Genomic DNA, 24,275 nt, shown 5'->3' with positions numbered 1-24,275 from the left:
GTGCCTTTAGACACCCGCGTTGTGCTCTATCCAAATGGCGCGACATGACGACTGGTGCAGGTCCTAAAGTGTGTCTAATAAAAAAAATTTAGTGGCTCAAACACGGCGCAATCTTGGAGTTTTCTAGAACTCGACGGCTCTGAGCACCTCTAGACAAGCTTTTACTTTTCAATTACTTATCTGCTCATAATAGCGTGCTGGGTGAAACATCTCCATCACATCCCCAGCAAATCCAAAAGCTGATCCAATATACAGGAATGACAAATGAACCGTCCCTATCTGCTTTTTATCCTAGCATCCACGGCATTGGTTTCATGTACCGCTGTTGGCCCTGACTATACGCCACCTAAGACACCATTAGAAACGTCGTTCATTGGCGGTGGCGGGGCTCTCGAAGAGGTCGCGCGCGATGAATGGTGGAAACGGCTAAATGACCGGCAAATGAACCGGCTAGTAGACCGCGGCCTTACACAAAACATCGATATTGCAACGGCTTTACAACGTATCAAAGCCGCAAATACAGACCTGAGGCAGACAGGTACCGCTGGCCAATTCTCAGGTGGACTGGATGCACAGGCGCAAAGAAACAATGGTAACCCAATATCAGGTGATCCCTCTGAAAGTGCGACGTTCGGGGCGAATTACATCCTCGATATTTTTGGTGGTGTTCGCCGTGACGCGCAGCGCGCGGCAGCGGGTGTAGAAGCAGCCAAGTTTGATGCTGGCACTGTCCGGCTTGCTCTGGTTTCCGGTGTTGTTTCCAACTATATTGACGCGCGGTATTTTCAGGAGGCATTGGCTTTAACACGACAGAATATCGCGAGCCTCCGCCGGACCCAGTCCTTGATCAGAGCTCAAGTTGAGCAAGGCGCATTGTCAGAATTAGATCTTGCCCGATCAGCAGGTCAGCTGGACACAGCAATTGCCGACCTCCCTCCGCTTGAAGCCGCATTCGAAGCCCGGGTTTTTGCAATCGCGACATTGTTGGCCGAACCAGCTCAGCCGCTGCTTAAACAGATGATTGCAGGCGCACCACAACCTTATCCTCGCAGCAAGGGGTCAACAGGCGTCCCTGCTAATCTGCTCCGCAATCGTCCAGATGTATTGGCCGCTGAACGCCGTCTAGCTGCCGCAGTTGCCGGAGTAGGTGTCGCAGAAGCAAAGTTGTACCCATCGGTCACTTTATCTGGCTCGGTGACAGCGGCAAACCCGTCAGAATGGTCCTTTGGTCCAGCACTTTCATTGCCCATCCTCAACCAAGGTCCGCTACGCGCTAGGCGAGATGCGGCTATTATTTCAGCCACGACCGCCGAACTGGAATGGCGTGCACAGGTGTTGGCCGCGGTGGAAGATGTGCAAAAAACTCAAAGTGAATTTACACGAAAACAAAGAGAGGTGGCCGCATTGCGCGCTGCTCAACGATCAAGGGATCGTACTCTTCAGTTGAGCCGCAAAGTTTTTGAACTGGGAGAACTGAACTTACCAGACCTGTTGGACGCCGAACGATTTGCAAACGCAGCACGCATATCCCTCGCAGCAGCAGTAAGAGATTTGGCCCAATCGTGGTCAGCACTTATGGTGGCGACTGGTCGTGGATGGGGCGACGTAAGCTAAAATTGGCGTTCTCTACCTTGGGGTCTATCAGCATAAAGGTACCAAAAGTCCCACAGGATTTAGCTACGCTTTATGCGCGTCTGAGTGGTCAGGTCGCAGCTGTTTGATGCGATCTGTGGGGAAGTATTTGTAGAATGCGGTGCGGCCAATTTTGAGCTGGTCAATGACGTCGCCGATGAATGGGTAGTTTTCGGTATCCTTAAGCATGGCTTCGGCATGTTTGATGTTTTGCTCGTTCATAGCCTTTGGCCGACCGCCTCGGCGTCCGCGTTTTGCGGCGGCTTTGAGACCGGCGCGGGTGTTTTCAACAATCAACTCACGTTGAAACTCGTCGAAGGCTGCTGTCATGTGGAAAAATAACCTCCCCTCTGAAGTGCTGGTGTCGATGTTCTGGGTCAGGACTTTAAGGGCGATGCCGCGCTCAGCGATGTCGGAGGCTGTTTTGATCACTTGCGTGAGAGACCGAGCCAGTCGGGAGAGCTTCCAGACGGCGAGCGTGTCCCCCTCGCGTAGATAATCGAGGGCCGCTTTGAGCTGGGGGCGGTCGCGATGGGAACCGGATGCTTTCTCGACGAAGATCCTCTCGCAGCCGATATCGCGTAGCGCATCCATCTGAAGTGCGGGGTTCTGATCCATGGTGGAGACGCGGGCGTAACCGATAAGCATGTTTTTTGTTCACAAATCCTGTTTCCAGCATCATAAACGAACCTGTGATTCCGAACAAGGTAAACGGCCTGATATTCTTAGGTCATGAAACCCTGCCGGACATTGGCCGCACCTGTTCGTTAAACGACGGTTTTGAGAACATCAATTTTTTGGAGAAGCTATGGCCAGAATGCGTATCTTGACCGCGAGCGAACAAGAGGCGTTCGATAAGCCGCCTCTGTTTGACCACAAAGAGCGCAAGCAGTTCTTCGATCCCCCAAAGGGCTTGATGGAGATCGGGGCCAGTTTGCGCAGCCCGGATGGTCAGATTGGGTTTCTGCTAATGTGTGGATACTTCAAGGCAACCAAGCGGTTTTACCAACCACAGGATTTTCATGAGCGCGACATTGAAGCCGTCGCCAGAGTTTTAAGATTGACCAGTGCTGACTTTTCACCCGTTGCCTATGCCAAACAAACACGCGCACGCCATCATCTACTCATTCTGGATTTTCACGGCTTTGTGCCTTTCGATGAGAGCGCCAAGAGCGCCTTGGCCATTGAAATCGCAACGATGGCACGGATGCATTTGAAGCCCCGGCTCATCTTTGATCGCTGCGTGGATTTTCTTGTTCAGCATCGGATTGCGGTTCCAACGTCCCGCAGCCTGACAGACAGCATTAGCACCGGTCTGCATGACCGTAAGGTAGAATTGATCGGTCTAATGGATGATCATCTCAGCCATGAAGGCCGACGTCTGCTGGATGATCTATTTGCTGCGCCTGAGGGCACAACCCGCTACCGGCTAACCCTACTCAAAAAGCTATCGCAATCGACCAGGCCCACAAAGATCAAAGAAGCCGTTGCTGACTTTGAGATACTGTCAGATATTCATCATCAGTTGGACGGCACTCTGGCAAAGCTTGATCTTGGGGTGGCAGGCATTCGGTATTTTGCGGGAAGTGTCCTGAAGTCTCGCATGTTCCAGCTCCAACAAAGGAACCAAGCTGACCGTTACATTCACGCCACAGCTTTTGTGGCGCACCAGTTCTACCGTTGCCAGGATAATATGATTGATCTGTGGCTCAGCGTCATGGCGAATTTTAAATCGGTGACGGCACGGGAATACCAAGAAACACTGGTGCAAGAGCGTAAAGATCAGCAGAGCCAGATTGAGATTGTCATCGATGGCTTAGAGGTTTCGGTCTTTGGCGTCTTGCGTGGCATTCGCGGTGTCATGGAAGCAGCGAGCCTGTCGGACGCCGAAAAAGTCGCCGCTACAACGGCACTTCTGGATCAGGGCAAAACCACAGACTTTGACCAGCTCAAAGACGACCTCGAAAATACCGCCAAGAACGCCAGTTGGTACGACATTCTGGAAGGCCGCTCTGTGAAGCTGCAAAACCGTCTCAGCCCCGTCTTGCGGGCGCTGAGTTTTATGCCCACCGAACGGGCCTCAGCACTTCTGGCCGCAATCGATCACTTCAAGGCTGAAGGCGATTTGTCCGCCACGCATGCGCCAATGGGCTTTCTTGAGGATGAACAAAAAGCAGTTCTTATCCGGACGGACGGCTCGTTTAGGGTCTCGCTCTACAAGGTGTTCCTATTCCAGCACGTCACAACCGCCATCAAATCCGGCGATCTGAATGTTGTGCAGTCGTACAAATACCGGCCCATGGATGCCTATCTGATCGAGAAGGAACGTTGGAACCGGGACAAAGCTCAGCTCTTGGAGCGTGCGGGTCTGGAAGAATTTGCTGATCCTGAGCCCGTACTGGCCAAACTGAATTCCGCGCTGACCGCCCAGTATCAGGTGACTGATGACCACGCGGCGACCAATCCGCACCTGAAGCTCCGCAAAGGTTGGACGTTTCACATCGCCACTCCTGCGGCCATTGCCAACGAGGCCGACCCGCTCGGCGACCTGTTCCCTCAGCGACACGATGTGCCGCTCGCGCAGGTTTTGGAAACCGTGGGCAATCATAGTGGCATGCTGACAGCCTTTGAGCATTGGCAGCAAACCCATGTTCGGCAAACAACACCCCACCCGGTCTTGCTCGCTGGAATCATGGGGTTGGGCTGCGCAATAGGAGTGCGCAAGATGGCGCGGATCTCTTCAAGCATCACGGAAAGCGAGCTGGATCACACCGTCAACTGGCGCTTCTCGCTCGATAACATCCGCACCGCCAACACCGCCGTGGTCAAAGCCATGGATGCGATGGAGCTGCCCAACCTCTATCGCCAAAGACAAGGTCAACTTCATACCGCCAGCGATGGCCAAAAATTTGAGGTGCGCGGCGACAGCCTCTACGCCAGCCGGTCGTTCAAGTATTTTGGGCAAGGCCAGGGTGTCAGCGCCTATACCTTTGTTGATGAGCGCAACTTCCTCTGGCATTCGCTGATGATAAGCGCAGCTGATCGCGAAAGTGCCTATGTCATCGACGGATTGATGCACAACGATGTCGTTAAAAGTGATATCCATTCGACCGACACGCACGGCTACACCGAGGCGGTTTTTGGCCTCACGCATATGCTGGGATTTTCCTTCGCCCCGCGCATCAAGAGTATCGGCAAACAAACCCTCTATATCTTCAAACCGAAAAACCAGGCTGGTGATGCCTGGGCCGTCAAACCTGACAAAACCATCAACGAGACGGTCATTCGAGAGAACTGGGATGACCTGCTGCGCTTGGTAGCCACCATCAAACTCAAGGAAAATACCGCCTCTGATATCTTCCGGAGGCTCAATTCCTACTCGCGCCAGCATGCTCTCTACCAGACGCTGAAAGCCTTCGGGCAAATCATAAAATCTTTGTTCATCCTACGCTACATTGATGACTTGGCTTTGCGACAAGCCATCGAAAAACAACTCAACAAAGTCGAATTGGCCAATCGCTTCACACGCGCAGTGGCCGTCGGCAATCCACGTGAGTTCTCGCAAACCGAAAAGGAAGAACAGGAGATCGCAGAGGCCTGCAACCGCTTGATCAAAAACAGCATCATCTGCTGGAACTATCTCTACTTGGCACGCCAAATCGGAAAAGCTCCAGACGCAGAGGCCAAAGGAAAGCTACTACGCCTGATTACCGCCCACTCGCCCATGTCATGGGCCCATATTAACATGCTGGGTGAGTACGACTTCTCAGAAGAAAAGCTTCGCGACACCCTCGGCATCCTACCCCCGAAAAAGGCCGCATAAAGTGACTGCAAAAAACAGAAGCGCAGGAAAGGCAGAAAACCAAGCAACATCAACTCAATGAAAAAATTCCTGTGGGACTTTCGGTACCTTTATGCTGATAGACCCGTCTTGATACCCCAACGCAGCGGCTTTTTCGAACCGCCGGGCATCAAGCTGGCCATCAAGTTCATCGAGAGCCTTTCGCAGATCACCAACCGCCTGGGCCACACCAACGACTTCGCCCATCATGGCTTGATCGACAGTTTCAAGCTCACCTGTCCTTGCGTCCAGAACGCGGTCAGCGTCGGCCATATCCACCGGCCCCCTACCCTGCGGCGCGATCCAGAACCTCTTCGGCCCACTGGTTCAGGCTCTTGCCGGACAGCTCCGCTGCGAGCGCAGCCTTGCGATGCACTTCGGGATCGACACGAAACATCACCTGGCCGGAAAAGGCCTTCTGCGGCTCTTTACCGATCTTTGCGCAGGTTTCGATGTAATCTTCGACCGCTTCGTGAAAGGCATCCCGCAAAGCTTCAACCGTGTCCGCGTGAAAGCCGACACCATCGCGGATACCGGCGAGGCGTCCGGTAAAGATTCCATCTTCGTCGTCATATTCGATGCGGGCCGTATAGCCCTTGTAGGTCATGGAATTGGTCATGGTGTAACTCCGATCCGTTCCAGGAACGCGCGGGCGGCGCGCACTTGGTAGCGTTTGGCTTCCTTGGCGGGGTGCGGGCGGTGAAACGTCTCGACCTCGCCATCCTTCTCGAACCGCACCCGCGAGCCGCGTCCTTCGATCACCTGTGCGCCAGCAGCGACAAGCAAACGCTCGATTGCCGACCATTCGACAGTGCCGGACACCGGGTCTGTGAAGACAACGGCTAGGGTCTTGCGGTGTTTGCTGTTCATCAGGTCATATAGCAAGTGCTAGCGAAAAATGCAAGCATACTTCATTCTCAGCATAGTGGCAGGATGTCATCCATCATCGAGAGCTGTAGAGTTCCCACATCTGTTCGATCAGTTGGCCCTGGGTGATTCCAAGTTTTTCCGCTTCGGCCGCAATAGCCTCCCCTACTTTGGGAAAAACCTTCGGGTGCAGCTGGTGGGTGCGAGGACTGGGTTTGCGGCCAGGCTTCTTGCGAGGGGTGCGATCAAGGAACCCCCTAGCCTCTCCAACGTCATCCACACGCCGGACTTCTTCGGCGCTTGTCTCTTTCGGGCGTGCCGTAAGGCCCGCAAGCCTATTTGAGCCGCTCATAAACAGCCTCCGCGAAGCTTTGGGCGTTCGCCAGGGCCTTATCGACCTTGCCGCCCGTTCTCAGTTCCGTGTCGTTCATCATCGCAGTCAGATCGCCGCCATAGGCAAATATTTCCGAGAAGGCGGCGCGAGCGACCAGCGACGGTTCGATCACGTCGATTCCTGCCCCGCTTAGTTGTTCTTCCAACTCTTTCTGGACACGGCTTTTCACGGCCGCACTTGTTTTAGTCAGCACAACTGCGTGGCGGATATCGCGGCCGAGCGCGTCCTCCTCTTCGCGGACGAGAGCCAAGGCTTCGGAGCCAATCTCTGCATCCAGCGCGGTCGCCTGCATTGGAACAATGACCAGATCAGCCTGAGAGATAGCACGGCTCACAAGCTGTGACGCGATGCCTTCCAGATCGACAATCACGATCTTTCCGTCTCCGTCAGCCGCACGGATCGACGGGACGATCTCCGAGCGACCGATATCGCCAAGCAGGGAAACCCCCTTGGGCATTCCGTGAGACGCCCATCGACTCAGAGATTTGTTCGGGTCACAGTCCAGCACTGTGACCTCAGCCCCCATGCGCGCAAACTCGGAAGCGAGAAGCACCGCGCAAGTGGACTTCCCAACGCCCCCCTTGGGGCTTGCCATAACGATAACAGGCATTGCTCAACCCTGCCAACTGTTGTTCTTACCGGTTTTATATCTCTAACCGGATTAGTTTCCAATACCGGATTTTATTCTCCTACCGGATATATTTCACTTACCGGTTATGTTTCCATAACCGGTTTTACATCTATGGCCGACCACGCTTTTCAAACCACTTGCGGCAGAACCCGACGAAGGCTCGATCCGCGTTGCGAGGCGGTTCAACGATCCAGTCCCGCCACTCATGTTCCAGATGATACACGTCCCACCCAGGCGCAGCTTGACGCGCCAATTCGTAGGTTTCGGCTTTCAGGGACGACACGCGGCCCTCAATCAGCGAGGGACCGGTCATCGTGCCGCGATTGTGGAAGATGACCATATCGGCCTCTTCATCGAATGTGACGCGATAGTCGGGCAGATGATCGTGACGGGCCAGCTCCTTGATCATCTGTCTGAACCGCTTTTCAGGGCTCTGGGAACCAGACTTGAGCAGCAACTTGGCGAGCGTGATGCGCCAGCTCTTCTGCTGGCCGCAATGCTTGCGGGCCAGCTCATACACGCGCCGCTCGATTGGCTTGCGCAGGCGGAAGTAATCCCGATGTAGCGTCAGAACCTCTTCGTTGCGGATCGCATTGAACACCCAGCCGGAAAGCTGGACCTCGCACCAGAGAAGGCGGCCGTCCATGCCATGTTTCCGGCGGATCGAGGAGGCGTCTATCAAACCGAAACCGTCGATCTGTTCTTCGTCTCCAGTTACGATGTTGGTCCGTATCCGCGTTCCTTCGAGACGGTCGAGCGCATCGAGGAGGGACTGGTACTCCCGACCGCTCGTGCCACGGTTCGCGAAGATCAGCAGCTCGCGCGAGTTGATACGGACACGCGGTGAAACCTGTTCGCCCTTCTTCAGTTTCGCCATGATCTGACTGATGCAGTAGATCAGAATATCCTTGTCGTAGATCGTTGCGAGGCCCTTGACGCTTGGCGTGATCTCCAGCCAGTTCTCGCCGTTCCTGTATCGCTTCACCGAGGTTTCGGGCTTCTTAGACAGCGAATAGAAGGGATGCTCCATGTGCTGCATCACGTCCTTCAGCACCGCGTCGGCAACGTCGCAGATGAACAGATCATGCTGCGGATGACGATCTGGGAGGAGGGGGGCGAGATTCGTGTTTTCAGTTACCATGCGGCGACATTCGTGTTTTCAGTTACCGCTGTCAAGATTCGTGTTTTCAGTTACCGAAATCAGGATTTCAGTTACCAAGATTCGTGTTATTAGTTACCAGCACACTCGCTAGTATTTTAATACCAAAGGATAAAACGACATTATCTTGGCGCGTAACACAGAATCTAACACATATTAACACCAGACGAAGCCTACAGCTCCTGTGGATAAGTGCCTAATCAACCACGCTGAACGTCACGGCTGGTAGAATACGCAGGCGTTGACGCCCTCTGTTGTGGCCGTCCACATCGCCCCGAGGACAGCGCATGTGGAGGGGGTGCTGGCCAAGAAACGGGGCAGGGCGACGGTCATCGCCAGGGCCAGAACGAGCGCACCCAGACCGAACCAGGGCCAGTAGGATTTCCAGCGGTCCAGCCTTTCTTCCCGGTCCCGGATATTGCGGAGAAGGTTGCCGCGATCCTCGCTGGCCTGATCGAGGACGGCAGCCGTCTTGTTCGTTCGCAGGTCCAGATGATTGGCCGTGCGGTCGAGACGCTGGAGCGTGTCCAAGAGGCGCGCATCGACGGCCTGTCCGATCCGGTCGCCGAACCCGGCGGGATCATTCTGGCTCTGCACGGTCACAGCCGCTCGCCGCGCCTCGTTCGCCGCCGTGGTCGCACGGTTGATCGCCTTGGTCTGATCCTCCACCTGGTCGGACAGGTTCAGCGCCAGGCTCGCCAGCCGGTCGAGGGTTTCGCGCAGCTCATCGTCTGAGAGGGCAGGGAGGTCGGGTTGGTCTGGCATCGGGAGGCGTCCTTCGGATCACTGGTCCTGTGGGACGAACAGCCCCTTGAAGTCGGGGTCGGCGTAGTAGCGCAGCTTTTGGGCCAGCGCCGAGGGCTGGCCCTGAACACGGAGAAGCTGCAGCCCCGGCGGCATCTGCATGATTTCATCGGGGGTGAGAAGATCGCGGCCCGTGAGGTTGTTGGAGAAGCTGGGATTGTCACCCGGCTTGTAGCTGTCGGTCTGGAACCCGGTGGTTTCCTGGCCGATCATCTGGCTCAGCCATTTGGCCGTTTCAAAATCATTGACCCCGAAGACCTGTTGCACCCCGGCATTGGCGATGAAGGTGCCAGCACGTTCGCCGTAGAGATCGCGGAGCTGGCTCATATCCTGCAAGATGGGCCAGAGCTGGAGGCCATAGCCCGCCATCAGGCCCATGGCGCGCTCTACAGCTTCCAGACGACCTAGGGCGGCAAATTCGTCGAGGAGGAACAACGTGGGCGCTTTGAGGCGTCCTGTGGCGCTCACAGGCGCTGTAGGGGCCCCGGAGAGGGCAGGGGACGCCCCGGAGGGCTGTGTCGCCGACTCGGCGTCCCGTGCGATGTCCTGGAGGGCTTGGGAGACCAGAAGGCGCAGCCAGCGGCTGTAGGCGTCCATCCGGTTCGGCGGCAGCACCAGAAACACCGACGTGATCCGGTGGCGTAGATCGGAGAAGTGGAAGTCCGACCGTGACGTGACCTTGGCAATGCGCGGACTGTCGAGGAAATGCGTGTGGCGCTGCGCGTTGGACAGCACCGAAGCGGCTTCCCGATCCGCCTTGCCAAGGAAGCGGTTGGCGGCGCGGGCAATCAGCCCGCCCGCTGCATCGCTGTCCTGCATCAGCTCCAGCAACGCGCGGAGCTTTTCCGGGGGCAGGGTGAGATATTCCCGGACGGTGGCGAGGGTGCGCCGGTCGCGGTCCTCGTGGCAGACGCAAAACATGATCAGCCCGCCGAGGATGGCCTTGGCTTCCTCGTTCCAATGCGCTTCCGAAACCTGTCCCGGCGGGTCCATCACAAGCGCCTCTGTCAGGCAGGCCGCATCCTCGCCCAGATCGAGGCTGTCCGGTGTGAGACGGTCGAGCGGGTTGTAGGCGACAGAGGGCATCCCGCTAACCTCAAACGGATCGAGGACATGGACCGTTCCGAACCGCCGCCGGGCTTCCCCGGCGATCCGTGCATTCTCGCCCTTGGGGTCGATGACCAATACCGAGCGTTCCGCTGCCAGCAGGTTGGGGATCACGGTGCCGACGCCTTTCCCGGCCCGTGTCGGGGCGAGGGTGATCAGATGGGCAGGGCCGTCATAGCGCAGCAGCCGCCCGGTGCCCGGATTGCGCCCGATCAGAAGACCATCCTCGCCCTGGAGTTTCTTCAGCTCCTTGCGGCTGGCAAAGCGGGCCGAGCCGTGGCTGTCACCGGTCAGCCCGAAGTAGGCGTCGGCCCCGGAGACGCCCCGCCAGTATTGGAAGCCAAAGACCGCGCCGATGAAGACAGGCGGCGCGATGATGGCCCATTCCCACGCCGACTGACCAAGCGGAGGACCAAAGGCCGATATGGCCACGACGCCCCCGATGATGAACCCAATCATCGCCCCGAACAGGACAGCGCCGATCATCCAGCCCATCAGGATGGGCGTGAAGATCAACCGACCGAAAAACCGGAACAGAGTATCGAAGAGGCCGATCACGGCCCGCATCAGGACGGCGTGTCCGGATCAGAACTGGACGGGGCAGGGGAGGCAATACCGGAGGGGGCATCCCAATCCGCGAAGGCCTTGCGATCCTGTTCACGGGCGAGGTTGCGGATCAGCCGATCCAGCATTGCCGCCGCTCCGGAATCCCGTTCCGCCAGATCGAGCAGCGCACCGCCCAGGATCACCTTGCGCCGGGTATCCAGCTTGCGCTGCCTGGTGGCTGCCCGGTTCTTCAGTGCCTGAAGACGGGCCTTGGCCTGGGCGTATCGTTTCTCGGCCCGCTCGAGTTCGGTGTCTGCCAATGCACGTCTCCATCTTCGAAAAGAGCAGGTGGACAGGTTGGTCTTGTCAGATTGAGCGATAGCGCTTACCCGTAGGCCTGTAAAGGACAAGGGCGCACTTATGCAAACTCTTCACCTGCGGTTCCGAGATTTGCGTGCGATCTCTCCGGGGCAAACCTCCAGCCGATGGCAAACCCCTTCGATGCGAGGCGCATCGAAATGGGAGACGACATCGCCTCTCCCAAACCCTCTAGGACCAACCTGCGCGGTTGGATGGCGTCCCGCATCACGACACCCTGACGGCATCCTGTGCCCCGTGGCCGGGGCTGGATCACCGAGGGAGTCACGCTTGCGGGCTGCGCGGATCATCGGACCTGTCGGTGCCGATCCACGCCGGGTTTGCCGGTGGCAAACCGCCCATGACCTAACCTATGATCCCGCCCCCCACGAGGCTGGGGATTATAGGTTAGGTCACTGGCAAGCCCGCGCCTCAGAGACCCTTCGGGCCGCTTCGTTCGGACCGTCTTTTCCCCTCCGGCCCCAGCGTTGTGGGGCGCGGGCCTTCGGGGAAAAGACGGCTGACCCGGTGGCCCATGTCGGGGCATGGGCTGGGGTCAGCAGCGGCGCGCGCGATGATCGTTCACATCACGGGCGAGGGGAGGGCGCATGGCCAGCTACCACCTCTCCGTGAAGACGATCAAACGCAGCGCCGGACGCTCTGTCGTGGCCGCAGCCGCCTACCGGGTCGGTGAGCGCATCGAGTGCCAGCGCGAGGGCCGCATCCACGACTACACCCGCAAGCAGGGCATCGAGGAGACGTTCATTGTCGCCCCCGAGACTGCCCCGGCCTGGGCGCAGGACCGGTCCAAACTTTGGAACGAGGCCGAGGCCAGCGAGACCCGCCGCAACTCTGTCACCGCCCGCGAGTGGGAGCTGGCCCTTCCCTCCGAAATCAGCGCCGAGGACCGGTCGCAGATCACCCGGCAGTTCGCCGAGGAGCTGGTCAGCCGATACGGCGTGGCTGTCGATGTGGCGATCCATGCGCCGCACCGGGAAGGCGATCAGCGAAACCATCACGCCCACGTCCTGACCAGCACTCGTAAGCTGGAGGCCGAGGGCTTCACAGCCAAGACGCGGGTGCTCGATTCCGCGAAGACCGGCGGCGTCGAAATCGAGCAGATGCGCGGCGTCTGGGCCGAATTGCAGAACCGGGCGCTGGAGCGTGTCGGCGAGGTCGAGCGGGTCGATCATCGGTCGCTTGAATCGCAGCGCGAGGCGGCGGAAGAGCGCGGCGACACGCTGTCCGCCGAGGAGCTGGACCGCGACCCCGAGCTGAAGCTGGGACCGGCGGCCAATTCCATGGAGCGACGAGCCAAGGCCATGGCCGAACGCCAAGGTCGGGAATACGTGCCGGTCACGGAACGCGGCGCTGTCGTCCATGCCGCCCGTCAGGCGCGCGCCGCGTTCCGCGACATGCGCGAACGACTGGAGCTGGCGCGGGAGACCTATGGCACGGCCCGCGAGGAAGGGCAGGGGCGTGTCTCCGCCGGTCTTGCCGCACTCAGGGCGGCGACATCGAAAGAGCGCGGGCCACGTGCGTCTGACGATATCCGGGAGCGGCTGGCGCAGATCACCGGGCGGGACGGTCCAGACCGGGCCGTGCCGGAACGCGGTGGGCAGAGTGACGAAGAACCGAAGCGTTCTGTGCAGGAGCGGTTGCGCGAGGCGCTGGACAAGGATCAGGGGGCCGAGCAGGACGCGAGCGTAGAAGACGGCGAGAAGCCGTCGATCCGCGAGCGTCTGGACGATGTGTTGAACAAGCCGCGCGAGCGGCTGGAGATCGAAGAACCGGAGAAAGACCGGGAAGTCGAAAGCGAGAAAGAAATCGACAGGGAGGTGGATCGTGACCGTGGCCTCAGTCACTGACTTGCCACCAATCTTCGACGGGATCGAGGCGGTGTGTTTCGACGTCTTCGGCACGCTGGTCGAAATCACCGACAAGCCGCGCGAGCTGATACATTGGCCGATGCGCGAGGATAAGGCTGGTGACAGACTGGCCCGAATTGCTTGGGGCCAGGGTTGCCCCGGAAAATCCTGCTTGCGGATTCCCGAAGCTGCTTATCATCGAGATAATTTCCATGGTATTGGAAAAAAGGCGAAAAATGGTTTAGAGGTCACCCGACAAACGACCTTTACATGGCCGGAATGTGCTCCAGAAACGGCCAACGTTGGTGGTGAACTCGACTGCGGCGCTTGCCGCGAGCAGGTTTGAGCCGACAGCAAACTGACAGGATGTTCACCATGGCCGATACCCTTCGTCTCGATCTCCCGCTGTTGCTTCCCGATGTGCCGGACGCGCGTGACGCCTGTGTTCGACGGCTGATCGAGAGCCTTGAGCCTCGCGACGGCGTCGAGCGCGTGCACATTCGCGACGAAGAGGACGGCGCAGGTGCGGAGTTGTGTATTCATTACGACCCCGCCGTCCTTCCGCTTGAGCGCATCCGCCAACTCGCCGGGACCTTCGGGGCGGAAATTGCCGCAAAGTTCGGGCATATGGTTTGGCAGGTTGACGGGATCGCGGATCAGCGCCGGGCGAGGACCGTCAGCGAGAACGTGCGCCGTCTGTCGGGGGTTGTCGAGGCCCACGCCAACGCGGGCGGTCCCCTGCGGATCGAGTTCGACCGGGCGCAAACCGATGAGGACACCATCCGCAAATCCCTTGAGGAGATGAAGGTATCGCCGGAGCGGGAGAAACCCGGTCCCGCAAGTGCCGACAAGGCGGATGACCACGATCACGCCCACGGTGGTATTTTCGGGGCGCAGACCGAACTGATCTTTGTGGGGCTGTGCGGTGTGCTTCTGCTTATTGGCTGGCTTTTGCCGAAGTTTGTGGCGATGCCGTCATGGGCGCCCCTGTTCGTCCTTGTCCCCGCCTATTTCTTCGGCGGCTACTATGCTCTGCGCGAGGCCATCGACAGTGTCCGCAATGGCCGGTTCGAGATTGATTTCCTGATGCTTGTGGCGGCGGCGGGCGCGGCGGCACTTGGCGAATGGGCCGAGGGCGCGTTGCTGCTGTTCCTTTTCAGCCTTGGTCATGCGCTGGAAGGCTATGCCATGGGTCGCGCCAAGCGGGCCATTGAAGCGCTTGGTGCCCTGGCACCCAAAACGGCCACCGTACGCCGGGACGGCAAGGTCGAGGAGATCGCCGTCGATGCCTTGCGGGTCGGTGACATTGTGCTGGTGAAACCGAACGAGCGACTGGCCGCAGACGGCTTTGTCATCAAGGGTGAAAGCAGCGTCAATCAGGCACCGATTACCGGCGAGAGCGTGCCGGTGGACAAATCGCCCGTCGGGGACGCGAACGTGGCCGCCGAAAAGCCCGACCTGGTGGATGCCGGAAACCGTGTTTTTGCCGGTACGATCAACGGTGGCGGCGCATTGGAAATCCAGGTCACGCGCACATCGGCGGATTCGACCCTCGCCCGTGTCGTCAAGATGGTGAACGAGGCCGAAACCAACCAATCGCCCACACAGCGCCTGACCGACCGATTCGAGCGCATCTTTGTTCCGGCGGTGCTGGTACTTGCCATCGCGCTGTTGTTCGCGGGCTTCGTCATCGACGAGCCCTTCAGCGACACATTTTATCGCGCCATGGCGGTTCTGGTGGCGGCAAGCCCCTGTGCGCTCGCCATCGCGACGCCAAGCGCGGTTCTCAGCGGGGTGGCACGCGCCGCACGCGGCGGCGTCCTGGTCAAGGGCGGTGCGCCGCTTGAAAATCTGGGGCGGCTGACAGCCATTGCTTTCGACAAGACCGGCACCTTGACCGAAGGTAAGCCAAAGCTGGTCGATGTGGTGACGGCCGAGGGTGCCGAGGAAAAAGACCTTCTGCGGGTGGCAATCGGGGTCGAGGCGCTGAGTGACCATCCTCTCGCCGCCGCCGTTGTCAGGGACGGGCGCGAACGGCTTGGCGACATACCCGCCGCCGAGGCGTCCGATCTGCGCAGCATCACCGGGCGCGGTGTCGTGGCCCAGGTCGATGGCGAGACGACCTATATCGGCAAGGACGATCTGTTTGCCGAAGTCGACGGCCCGCCCATGCCCGACACGTTGCGCGCAAAGGTCGAGGCGCTGGAAGCAGGCGGGCGCACCACGATGGTCGTGCGCCAGGGGGACAGGTATCTCGGGGTGATCGGCCTGATGGATACACCGCGCGAAGCGGCCCCGGCGGTCATCAAGGCGCTGCACGAGATCGGCATCCGCCGGATGATCATGATTTCGGGCGACAATCAGAAAGTCGCCGACGCTGTGGCGCGGGCCATCGGCCTTGACGAGGCGCGCGGCGATCTGATGCCGGATGACAAGGTGGAAACGATCAAGAGCCTGCGCGCCGAGGCCAAGGTCGCCATGGTCGGCGACGGCGTCAATGACGCGCCAGCGATGGCGAACGCGACGGTCGGCATCGCCATGGGCGCGGCGGGTTCGGATGTCGCGCTGGAAACCGCCGATGTGGCGCTGATGGCGGACAATCTGAACCATCTGCCCTTTGCCGTGGCGCTCAGCCGATCGACAAGTTCGATCATCCGGCAAAACCTGTGGTTCAGCCTGGGGGTTGTCGCCTTTCTGGTCCCTGCCACGATCCTTGGTCTGGGAATTGGTCCCGCGGTGGCCGTCCACGAGGGATCGACGGTTGTCGTTGTCTTCAACGCACTGCGATTGCTCGCATTCCGCTTTGCGCCGCCGACCGCGGCTGTGGAGGCGGCACCCGCCCCGGACACCAGGGCGGCAGCCTGACAGCACAGGTCAGCCGCTTGCGGGGCGGCACATCCACATGTGGCGACATCATCACAGCGTGAGGGGCGGCGTTGTCCCGCTCTGTTCCAGAACCCAACGGGCGCGCCAGCTGTCCGAATGCCTTTCCAGCAGCAGATAGTTGCGCTCCGCGATATAGCGCGAAGCCTGTCCGGGGATGCGCCGGATTCGGATCGGATTCCCCCTGAGCGGCGATTCACCGAGTTGTGCAAGGGCACCCAGGAATCGCGCCCAGGCCTTGGGCGGGGCGCGATGCGCGATACCGGATGCGACCAACTGGTGCAGCCAGCGGTCGGTGCGAAGCTTCATCGTGGCGCGCGTCGCCAGATGGATTTCCCCCGAGAGCACGGTAACGTCATGGCCGTCGGCAAGCGCGATGTCGCGAACCAGCCGCAGCATGTCGCACCATTCTGCGCGATGGGCACGGCTTTGCCACTGATCGCGCAGATCGTCCTCGTATTTCTGCATCTTCGGGACGGCAACCATCAGCGCCTCGAGCAGCGATAGGCGCGGACCCAGCAACGGGACGCTGGACATCAGGAACGTGTGGCCCTGAACCGGTGCCGCGGCTTCGGCGCGCATCATCGCCCAGCCGCCCTCTCCCATGATCGCACGGCGCGTGCGCTCCGATCGCATGTCGGGTGCCAGAATGCGCAGACCAGCGGTGCGGACGCTCCAGCCCAGATGCAGGCCGGACGGGTCATGAAAGCGCCGCGGCAGATCGCCGTCCGCCGAGGCGTGCTGAAAGGTCAGGAAACTCTCGCGCGCGACCTCGAACAGGGTTTGGCCGACCGGGGAATAGGTTTTCGAGCGCGGCAGCGACCCCCAGCCATCGCAGATGTCGTGATCGTCCCACTGCATCAGCGAGGGCACGCGCGCGGCGATCCAGGCAAATTCCGGCGCGCGGTAAAGGCCAGTATAGCGTTCCAGAAAGCGTTCGCGCAGGTGATGGCGCAGATCGGCCAGATCGGCGCGGGAAGGGTCCTTCGGGATATGCTCGGGCCAGTTCTCGCTCAGCGGATGCCCCTCGGTCACCTGATCGGCATAGACCTGATCGCCGCCATGCAGCAGCAGGGAGAAGGGCGCGCTCCGGTGATCTTCCCGCAGGCGCGCCCACATCGCGTTGCGCTCGGAGCCTTCGCGCTCAAGATCGCCGATCTCCTCGCCGTTGCAGGACACATAGGCAATCCGCATATCGCCTCGCAAATCGCCTGCAACGTCGTAGCTTTCACCGCTCCATTGGTAACTGGACGGCCTGTCGGCTGGCAGGTGGAACCTTGCGCGCCATACGGTGGCATGATCGTAGTCGGCAAGGCGTTCCGCGGCATGGACGCCATCGACCGTTCTGACCGGCTCCGGGCGCGCCCGCCCGGCCGCGATGAAAAGGGCAGACAGTTGCGCCCCGGACGCCCCGATATCATCGAGAAACAGGATCGGACCGGTCATGATCGGCGGTTCGGATGTCATGTGTACCGTGGTTCGGGGCGGCGTTCAGGCACTGTTGTCACCATGAACGCGCCGCCCGTCAGTTCCATGCCGCCCGGCGGCGGCGCAGCACCGCAGGCAGGACAGTCAGCCCTATCAGCCCGACGACCCACACCAATAGAAGGGCCGCCTTGGCGAGGAAGTGAACCGGCCCCATCGCCCAGCCGACCAGCCCCTCGATATTGGCCGCATCGCGCAAGGCGTTGGCCTCGGCGCCCAGGCCGAACCAGTTTGCAAACCCGGTGCCGGTATCGGCCAGCGGACCGGCAGCGCCGGAAATCCACGCCAGCACCGGATCGACCAGCCACCACACGCCAAGCGCAAGCGCGGACCACAAGACCAGCCCGGCCACGATGACCGAGCCCGGAATATTCAGCGCAGGCAGGCTTCTGCGGTCGCGATACCCGTAACCGTCTTCTTCGTCATGATACGCATCCGGCTCGCGATATCGCTCGTGTCTGGATGGTTTGAACCGATGATGTCCCATGATTTGTCCACCTAGTCGAACAATTCGCGCAGGAACGATTTCCGGCCGCGATACCCGTGTTTGCCATGGCTACCGTGTTTGCTGTATCCGCCCCGGTCGTCGTAACCCCGGGGTTCGGGCTCGCGCCGTGGCGGCGGGGCCATTTCGGCGGCACTGCGTTCGATGATCTTGTCAAGCTCGCCCCGGTCCAGCCAGACGCCCCGGCATTGCGGGCAAAAGTCGATTTCCACGCCCTGTCGGTCCGACATGCTGAGTGGAACATCGCAGACCGGGCACATCATACCGGCTTTGGCGCTTCTGGGCTTCTCCATCTCGTTTCCTGGCTCCTTCAGTGTAACAACCATGTGTTCTTTTCCTGTTCTTATCATGAGATATAGAAGCTACAGTTACTATAGCTTCAAGGGGCGACACATCGTTTTTGGGGTAGAATCCGGTAGGGGGCAGGATCGTATCACAAGCTTTCGCGCACTCGGTGACATGCAAGGCGCATCCACCGGTGCTTGCGCCCAAGACCAGAACGCTCATTTCTGAGGCGCTGGCGGCTTGCGAGAGGCGTTTACATGCATGAATAACAACACAGAGGCTCTTTCGTCACATCGTCCCATTTGATGAAATGTTTGTTTGGGACACTTTTCACGTCAACAAAATCAGGAGCTTAGAAGGCAAAAAATCCAACAGGTTCAACTGGCACGCCGTTTCCAGTTTTCCTTATGCTACAATCCTGCCCCCTACCGGAACAGACCCCATCTACGAAAACACGGGCAACGTGTCTTCGCCGTTTAGCGTAGGATTCCACACTCCGCTGCAAAGGACCCCTGAGCGCAGATTGGGGTCGAGTGGGGCTGAGTGCAGAAAACCCCTTTAAGGTTTCTGTTGGGTTGTTTGCGCGTTGAGACTGACGCTCACGGTTCGTTCGCTCCGAGATACCGATAGATTGTCGCTTTTGAGAGGCTGTAGTGTGCCATCAGATCTTTGATCAGCATTCCAGCGGTACGCTTTTTGCGTAGCTCAACGATCTGATCTTCTGAAAGCGCGGGTCGTTTGCCGAACTGTACGCCGCGATCTTTGGCCTTCTTGATCCCATCCATCTGTCGCTCGGCGCGGATTTCGGTTTCGAACTGGCCAATGGCTCCGAGCATGTTGAACAGCAGCCGCCCGGTTGCGTCGGACGTGTCGATATTCTGATCGAGCACGACCAGATCGACACCTTTCTGTTTCAGTGTTTCAGCGATCTGGCAAAGGTGCAGTGTGGATCGCGCCAATCGGTCGATACGTGTGACAATCAGCTGGTCACCGTCGCGGACGTAATTCAGGCATTCTTTCAGCTGAGGGCGGGCGTCCGTCGTACCACTGCGCTTCTCTTCGAAAAGCTTGTCGCAGCCATCCAGCTTTTCGCGCTGCACGTCCAGAGATTGTCCGACTGAGCTGACGCGGGCGTATCCGACTTTGGCCATAGTGTCTCGAATAAATTTAGAGGTCTTGCGACTGTCATATTGAGACATTGAAAAAGACATGGCAAGCGAATGGTCTCAATTTCTACAGTTTTGAAGACCCTCTCCGTATAGAAAGACGACCCTCATGGCACACCGAGCGGTTCTGACCGCGCGACAGCGCGCGGCCCTTTTCCACCTTCCAACGGATGAGGCGTTGATCCTTCGGCATTACGCCCTGTCCGATGAAGACATCGATTTTATCCGCACCCGCCGCCGCCCTGAGAACCTGATCGGATTTGCGCTGCAGCTTTGTGCCCTTCGATATCCGGGACGGCTGCTGAGGCCCGGAGAGATCATCCCCAAAGAAATGTCTGACTTCATCGCCGCCCAGCTCGGCGTCAAACCCGATGACCTTCTACATTATGCCGAGCGAGAGAACACACGGCACGAGCACCTGGAAGTACTGCGCAAGATTTATAGGTACGAGATGTTCAAGGGCAAGCGGGTCAAACAGATGCGTGCGTGGCTTGATCAGAATGCCGAAGGTGCGCAATCGAGCGAAGGTCTGGTGAGGGCCTTTGTGCAAGAATGTCGTGGGCGGCATATCATCCTGCCGGGAACGACTGTCATGGAACGGATGTGCGCCGACGCGCTTGTTGCTGCCGAACGCCGGATCGAAACTCGGATAACGGCGCGCCTTGACCGCGCGATGCGCGCTCGTCTCGATGGCTTATTGAATGAGGAAGAGGAGGGCCAAACCACCACGTTCGTGTGGTTGCGCCAGTTTGAGCCAGGCAAGAACTCCGCAGATATCAACCGCCTGCTTGATCGGCTGGAGTTTCTGAAGGCGATTGCCTTGGCACCAGAAATTATGGACGACATCCCAGCACATCGGGTCACGCGGCTGCGCCGTCAGGGAGAACGCTACTTTGCGAAAGGACTACGTGACATCACCAGTGACCGCCGCCTTGCCATCCTGGCCGTCTGCGTCGTGGAATGGAGCGCTGCCATCGCAGATACCGTTGTGGAAACACATGACAGGATTGTAGGCAGCGTCTGGCGGGATGCGAAACGGATCTGCGACGCGCGGGTCACGGAAGCTCAGGCGGACGTCGCAAAGACCCTGGCTGGATTTGAGACCCTGGGATCAAACCTATTGATGGCCAAAGGCGACGATGCCGCCCTCGCCAATGCCGTCGATAGTTCTTGCGGCTGGAGCGGCCTTGAAAGTCTGGTCGCGCAAGCAACACAGCTTCAGGCAACGGTGAAAGCAGATACTCTGGCCCATGTGTCCAAGGGCTTCCACCGGTTCAAACGCTATGCTCGGCGCATGTTGAATGCTCTGGATATGACATGCGCCAGTGTGGCCCAGCCATTGATCACGGCAGCGCAGATTATCCGTGACAAACAGGATATCCCGGCCACATCGCTGACCTTTTTACAACCACGTTCGAAATGGCGACCGCAATTCCGCGCGCCCGATATTGATCAAGAGCGGCTGTGGGTTGTCGCCGTCCTGTGCCACCTGCGCGATGCGTTCCGTTCTGGCGATATCTGGCTTCCGCATTCGCGGCGTCATGCCGACATGAAGCAAGCCCTTGTGTCCATCGATGCCGCCCGCGCCATGGGGCTTTCAATGCCACTGGAACCAGAGATCTGGATGGCTGATCGAAAGCGCCGCTTGGAAGAGGGGCTGAAACGGCTGGCCAAGGCGGTGCGCTCCAAAACCTTGCCGAGTGGAGTCATTGAAGACGGCGTTTTGCGCGTGAGCCGTCTTGACGCCGATGTGCCGGAGGAGGCCGGTGATCTCGTCCTCGATCTTTACCGTCGTCTGCCGGAGACGCGGATCACCGATATTCTCACAGAGGTCGACAAAGACACCGGCTTCACCGAAGCCTTCACGCATCTGCACACCGGTGCCCCATGCCGTGACAAGATTGGCTTGCTGAACGTGCTCCTGGCGGAGGGTCTCAATCTAGGCCTGAGTAAAATGGCAAATGCCACCAACACTCATGACTTCATACAGCTTTCCCGTTTGTCACGGTGGCATGTCGAAAGCGAGGGAATGGCCCGCGCCCTGGCCATGGTGATTGATGCGCAGACCCACCTGCCAATGACCAAATTCTGGGGTGTAGGGAAAACGGCTTCCAGTGATGGGCAGTTTTTCCCAACGACGCGGCAGGGCGAGGCAATGAACCTCATCAACGCAAAATACGGCAACGAGCCGGGCATAAAGGCCTACACCCACGTCTCTGACCAGTATGCGCCATTCGCCACTCAGGTCATTCCCGCCACGGTGAGCGAGGCACCTTATATCCTCGACGGCTTGCTGATGAACGAGGCGGGACGGAAGATAAAAGAGCAGTATGCCGACACCGGCGGCTTCACCGATCTCGTCTTCGCCGCCACGTCCCTGCTCGGGTACCACTTCCATCCCCGCATTCGTGACCTGTCCTCCAAGAGGTTGCATGTGTTTGACCTCCGCGCTGTTCCCAAAGAGCTGAAAGGGTTAACCGGGGACAAAATTCGGGAAGCGAAGATCGTCGAAAACTGGCCGGATGTTTTGCGCTGTATCGCAACAATGCTGTCGGGCCGGATGCAGCCAAGTCACCTCCTCAAGAAATTGGCCGCGCGCCCGAGGCAACATGATCTGGCGTTGGCCTTGCGGGAGATCGGCCGGGTCGAACGCACATTGTTCATCATCGAATGGCTGCTCGACACCGACATGCAGCGCCGCGCCCATATCGGCTTGAACAAGGGAGAGGCACATCACGCCCTGAAAGGTGCTCTTCGGATCGGGCGTCAGGGAGAAATCCGCGACCGTACCACGGAAGGACAACACTTCCGCATCGCTGGCCTCAATCTGCTGACCGCCATCATCATTTATTGGAATTCCAAACAGCTCGGAAACGCTGTGGCAAGGCGACAGCGGGCAGGATTGGATTGCCCACCCGAACTCCTCGCCCACATATCGCCGCTTGGGTGGGCCCATATCATCCTAACAGGCGAATATCGTTGGCGGAAAATAGAAGCGCAAAATCCTTAAAGGGGTTTTCTGCACTCAGCCCCACTCGACCCCAGATTGTCACGGGAGTGTCACCGCGCGATCCGGGACCGTTGCGAATACCAGGCAGATACCGCGTCGATCTGTTCATTTGTCATGGTCCGGGCAATCGCCTCCATGACAGGCGAAAAAGCGGTGCCTCCGCGCTTGCCCTCACGCCAGAGCATAAGGCTCTCGGCGAGATACCACGTCGGCTGCCCGGCAAGCGCCGGAAAGTCGGGGCTTTGCGGTTGTGATCCCTGGCCATGGCAACTTTGGCACGACGGGATCCCGGCCTCTGCGATGCCGTCGAGGGCAATGCGCTGGCCAAGGGCCAGCAGCGCCTCGGGCGTGGAGGGCGTCCCGCCCGGAGCGGCCATCGGTACCGTGGCATAGCCAAGATCGGTGTCGCCCTCGAGAATCCCGGCCGCATCCTGCGGCGTGTCGAGCGGCAGAACCAGCGGCCCGGTCGCCCCCGGCGATGTTTTTGCGTCCTTGGCGGCATTTGCTACGGGGCCGGGATCCGGCACCGGGCCGGGCTGCCGGGCAAAGTATTCGGCAAGCCCGGCGAGGGTCTGTGCATCATACCGGCTTGCGGGCGGCTGCATGAAGCCGCTTTCGCGCCTGCCTTGCGCAAAGGCCTGCAATGTCGCGAAGAGATAGGGTGCGGGCTGGCCCGCGATGATTGGAAAGGCACCGCTGGCCGCGCCCTGCCCCCGGCCCAGCCCGTCGCGGCCATGACAGCGGGCGCAATTTTCCAATGTGTTCTCGAAGATGCCGTCCAGCGCCGCCAGCGCCTGCCCGCCCGCCTCCAGGTCGTCGTCCACGGCGCCGCCACCGAGTGCAAGATCGGCATAGGCTGCGGCGGTCATGTCTGGCAAGGCGCGCAGAAAGGCGACCTGCGCCCAGACCTCGTCATCGCGGTCCTGCGCCGGCCAGGCGGGCATCCCGGTATATTTGAACCCGTTCTTTACTATCCAGAACAGTTCCTCGTCGCTCCAGTCCACGACGCTGTCCTTCAGCCGCGGCGGCGAAGGAACCATGTTGGCCACGACCGGAGATTGGCGGACGCCGGGGGCGCCATGACAGGCGGCGCAGCTTGTCGCGTAATTGCCGGCCGACCGCTGGATCAGGGCCGGATCGGACAGGTCCAGCCCCTCGGGCCTTTCGACCGCCATCGACTGGGTGGCGACCGCGTTCTCCAGCGTCCAGCCAAGGAACCAGCGCGTTACAGGCCAATGACCCGACGAGGCCGCGACCGAAACCAGACCCGACCAGCCGACCAGCAATACCCCTGCGACGCCCAGAACCAGCAGGCCCGCGAACCGCTTCCAGGTCAGAACGATCCCCAGCCTCATCTGCAATCCCCGATCAGCGCGATGGGAAGGGTCTCGAACACCACCGCCACGAAGGACAATACCGCCAGCAGCAGCGTCGAGAACTCGAGGAACCGCTCGCGCGCCTCGGTCGTATTCTGATTGTTGTGGAAATCGCCTTCACCGGCTCGCCATTCGCGCCATGAGCGCCGCAGAATCAGACCGATCAGGGCGAGGCAGACCAAAGTCACACCGCCGATCAGTGTCCGCGTGCCGCCGATTCCGCGGAAAGGATCGCCGTTAGGCGCGCATTGCCAGGCCACCAGCAGATAGCTGAACAGGAAGTGAAATCCCCAGATCGTCGGCGCGGCGATCAGCGTCCAGAGCGTATCTTCGGTCTTGCCCAGTCCCAGCATCGCCAT

General features: G+C 59.5%; 21 protein-coding genes. 6 read left to right on the top strand and 15 right to left on the bottom strand.

Translation table 11 applies throughout. The features are described 5' to 3' along the window. The first annotated feature begins 264 nt into the window (after positions 1–264). Positions 265–1,614 (top strand): efflux transporter outer membrane subunit, encoded by a 1,350-nt coding sequence (locus tag A3722_RS23375; RefSeq protein WP_082849484.1) that lies wholly within the window; start codon positions 265–267, stop codon positions 1,612–1,614. A 63-nt stretch (positions 1,615–1,677) separates the two neighbouring features. Here A3722_RS23375 and A3722_RS13415 read toward each other — a convergent pair whose 3' ends face one another. Beyond that, a complete protein-coding gene (locus tag A3722_RS13415; protein WP_015061889.1) occupies positions 1,678–2,280 on the bottom strand; it encodes a recombinase family protein in 603 nt (200 codons plus the stop codon). Positions 2,281–2,440: 160 nt separating this feature from the next. Between A3722_RS13415 and A3722_RS23370 the strand changes: the two genes are divergently transcribed. Continuing rightward, entirely contained in the window at positions 2,441–5,455 is a 3,015-nt protein-coding gene (locus tag A3722_RS23370) for a Tn3 family transposase (protein ID WP_082849483.1), read from the top strand. Positions 5,456–5,509: 54 nt separating this feature from the next. Here the strand turns inward: A3722_RS23370 and A3722_RS13405 are convergent, their stop codons facing one another. The 8 genes from A3722_RS13405 to A3722_RS13365 all read right to left on the bottom strand — a co-directional run bounded on the left by A3722_RS13405 (position 5,510) and on the right by A3722_RS13365 (position 11,301). Next, positions 5,510–5,746 carry a hypothetical protein gene (locus A3722_RS13405; protein WP_067629818.1) on the bottom strand — a complete coding sequence of 79 codons (237 nt, stop codon included), beginning with the start codon at positions 5,744–5,746 and terminating at the stop codon, positions 5,510–5,512. Between the two features lie 13 nt (positions 5,747–5,759). Beyond that, positions 5,760–6,092 (bottom strand): type II toxin-antitoxin system HicB family antitoxin, encoded by a 333-nt coding sequence (locus A3722_RS13400; RefSeq protein WP_067629815.1) that lies wholly within the window; start codon positions 6,090–6,092, stop codon positions 5,760–5,762. Continuing rightward, positions 6,089–6,343 (bottom strand): type II toxin-antitoxin system HicA family toxin, encoded by a 255-nt coding sequence (locus A3722_RS13395; protein ID WP_067629831.1) that lies wholly within the window; start codon positions 6,341–6,343, stop codon positions 6,089–6,091. The genes A3722_RS13400 and A3722_RS13395 overlap by 4 nt, the downstream gene beginning before the upstream one ends. A gap of 332 nt (positions 6,344–6,675) precedes the next feature. Continuing rightward, entirely contained in the window at positions 6,676–7,344 is a 669-nt protein-coding gene (locus tag A3722_RS13385) for a ParA family protein (RefSeq protein ID WP_067629809.1), read from the bottom strand. 130 nt (positions 7,345–7,474) lie between these two features. After that, a complete protein-coding gene (locus A3722_RS13380; protein WP_067629806.1) occupies positions 7,475–8,506 on the bottom strand; it encodes a replication initiator protein A in 1,032 nt (343 codons plus the stop codon). 234 nt (positions 8,507–8,740) lie between these two features. Further along, positions 8,741–9,289: a hypothetical protein gene (locus A3722_RS13375; RefSeq protein ID WP_067629803.1), complete on the bottom strand. Its 549-nt coding sequence runs from the start codon at positions 9,287–9,289 to the stop codon at positions 8,741–8,743. An 18-nt stretch (positions 9,290–9,307) separates the two neighbouring features. Further along, positions 9,308–11,002: a type IV secretory system conjugative DNA transfer family protein gene (locus A3722_RS13370; RefSeq protein WP_067629800.1), complete on the bottom strand. Its 1,695-nt coding sequence runs from the start codon at positions 11,000–11,002 to the stop codon at positions 9,308–9,310. Beyond that, a complete protein-coding gene (locus A3722_RS13365) occupies positions 11,002–11,301 on the bottom strand; it encodes a mobilization protein (protein ID WP_067629798.1) in 300 nt (99 codons plus the stop codon). Before A3722_RS13365 ends, A3722_RS13370 begins: the two co-directional genes overlap by 1 nt. Positions 11,302–11,946: 645 nt before the next feature. Between A3722_RS13365 and mobQ the strand changes: the two genes are divergently transcribed. Genes mobQ through A3722_RS13350 form a run of 3 tightly spaced genes read left to right on the top strand, consistent with a single transcriptional unit; the run spans position 11,947 to position 16,071 of the window. After that, on the top strand, positions 11,947–13,206 hold the full coding sequence (gene mobQ / locus A3722_RS13360; protein WP_067916197.1) for a MobQ family relaxase: 1,260 nt from the start codon (positions 11,947–11,949) through the stop codon (positions 13,204–13,206). Further along, the gene (locus A3722_RS23995; RefSeq protein WP_150120312.1) at positions 13,184–13,552 is read left to right on the top strand and encodes a hypothetical protein; all 369 of its coding nucleotides are present in this window, start codon (positions 13,184–13,186) and stop codon (positions 13,550–13,552) included. The genes mobQ and A3722_RS23995 overlap by 23 nt, the downstream gene beginning before the upstream one ends. A gap of 29 nt (positions 13,553–13,581) precedes the next feature. Next, positions 13,582–16,071 (top strand): heavy metal translocating P-type ATPase, encoded by a 2,490-nt coding sequence (locus A3722_RS13350; protein WP_067916195.1) that lies wholly within the window; start codon positions 13,582–13,584, stop codon positions 16,069–16,071. Between the two features lie 51 nt (positions 16,072–16,122). On the opposite strand, the gene A3722_RS13345 is transcribed toward A3722_RS13350, so the two are convergent. The 4 genes from A3722_RS13345 to A3722_RS13330 all read right to left on the bottom strand — a co-directional run bounded on the left by A3722_RS13345 (position 16,123) and on the right by A3722_RS13330 (position 19,515). Beyond that, on the bottom strand, positions 16,123–17,556 hold the full coding sequence (locus A3722_RS13345) for an alkaline phosphatase D family protein (protein ID WP_067916192.1): 1,434 nt from the start codon (positions 17,554–17,556) through the stop codon (positions 16,123–16,125). Between the two features lie 58 nt (positions 17,557–17,614). After that, a complete protein-coding gene (locus tag A3722_RS13340; RefSeq protein WP_058335901.1) occupies positions 17,615–18,061 on the bottom strand; it encodes a hypothetical protein in 447 nt (148 codons plus the stop codon). 11 nt (positions 18,062–18,072) lie between these two features. After that, positions 18,073–18,342 carry a TFIIB-type zinc ribbon-containing protein gene (locus A3722_RS13335; RefSeq protein WP_150120307.1) on the bottom strand — a complete coding sequence of 90 codons (270 nt, stop codon included), beginning with the start codon at positions 18,340–18,342 and terminating at the stop codon, positions 18,073–18,075. A gap of 621 nt (positions 18,343–18,963) precedes the next feature. Beyond that, complete coding sequence (locus tag A3722_RS13330; RefSeq protein ID WP_067629846.1) at positions 18,964–19,515, bottom strand: recombinase family protein; 552 nt, start codon at positions 19,513–19,515, stop codon at positions 18,964–18,966. A 124-nt stretch (positions 19,516–19,639) separates the two neighbouring features. Between A3722_RS13330 and A3722_RS13325 the strand changes: the two genes are divergently transcribed. Next, on the top strand, positions 19,640–22,540 hold the full coding sequence (locus tag A3722_RS13325) for a Tn3 family transposase (RefSeq protein ID WP_067629843.1): 2,901 nt from the start codon (positions 19,640–19,642) through the stop codon (positions 22,538–22,540). 50 nt (positions 22,541–22,590) lie between these two features. Here A3722_RS13325 and A3722_RS13320 read toward each other — a convergent pair whose 3' ends face one another. Both A3722_RS13320 and A3722_RS13315 read right to left on the bottom strand, forming a co-directional pair. Beyond that, on the bottom strand, positions 22,591–23,895 hold the full coding sequence (locus tag A3722_RS13320; protein ID WP_201722031.1) for a c-type cytochrome: 1,305 nt from the start codon (positions 23,893–23,895) through the stop codon (positions 22,591–22,593). Then, positions 23,892–24,275 carry a hypothetical protein gene (locus A3722_RS13315; RefSeq protein WP_082853689.1) on the bottom strand — a complete coding sequence of 128 codons (384 nt, stop codon included), beginning with the start codon at positions 24,273–24,275 and terminating at the stop codon, positions 23,892–23,894. Before A3722_RS13315 ends, A3722_RS13320 begins: the two co-directional genes overlap by 4 nt.

Source organism: Sulfitobacter sp. HI0027 (assembly GCF_001634775.1).
Classification (GTDB): Bacteria; Pseudomonadota; Alphaproteobacteria; order Rhodobacterales; family Rhodobacteraceae; genus Sulfitobacter.
This window is presented reverse-complemented; position numbering and strand designations above follow the sequence as displayed.